This window comes from Neisseria sp. SLRRB23 (assembly GCF_050896295.1).
In the GTDB taxonomy this organism is placed as follows: Bacteria; Pseudomonadota; Gammaproteobacteria; order Burkholderiales; family Neisseriaceae; genus Neisseria.
Genome location: NZ_JBPBFH010000106.1, coordinates 1 through 369 on the forward strand (window position 1 = coordinate 1; position 369 = coordinate 369).

Annotated in this window: 2 pseudogenes; both read right to left on the minus strand. The window is 55.6% G+C overall.

Annotated features, from left to right (window positions below):
* Nucleotides 1-104 precede the first annotated feature (104 nt).
* Nucleotides 105-245 (minus strand): annotated as a pseudogene (gene rdgC, locus ACRPFF_RS11295) (recombination-associated protein RdgC); the annotation flags it as partial.
* Nucleotides 237-359 (minus strand): annotated as a pseudogene (locus ACRPFF_RS11300) (FKBP-type peptidyl-prolyl cis-trans isomerase); the annotation flags it as partial. The pseudogenes rdgC and ACRPFF_RS11300, both read right to left, overlap by 9 nt.
* Between the last annotated feature and the right edge of the window lie 10 nt (nt 360-369).

Sequence of the window (369 nt, forward strand, 5' to 3'; positions counted from 1 at the left end):
TTCGAGTCTCGTGGGCTCGGAGATGTGTATAAGAGACAGCGATACGCCGCTACTTTTGAGCTGTACGCCGATGAGGAACACCAGCAGCATCAGACAATACATGCGATTTCCGCTACCTTCTCTTCCAAAATATCGCGGATGACGCCGGCAGGCAGGACTTTTTCCTCTTTTTTCAGGGCGACGCGCAAGGTAAAGTCGGCAGGGAAAACGAGTTCGGGCGAAAAAGAAACCGGTGCTCCGCCGCCGAGCGTGATGGTCAGCGGTTGACGCCGGTCGAGGCTGGCGTCGAATTTGGTGCCGTCTTCCAGCCAGCCGGTGTAGTGGACGGTGATTTCTTTACCCCTGTCTCTTATACACATCTCCGAGCCC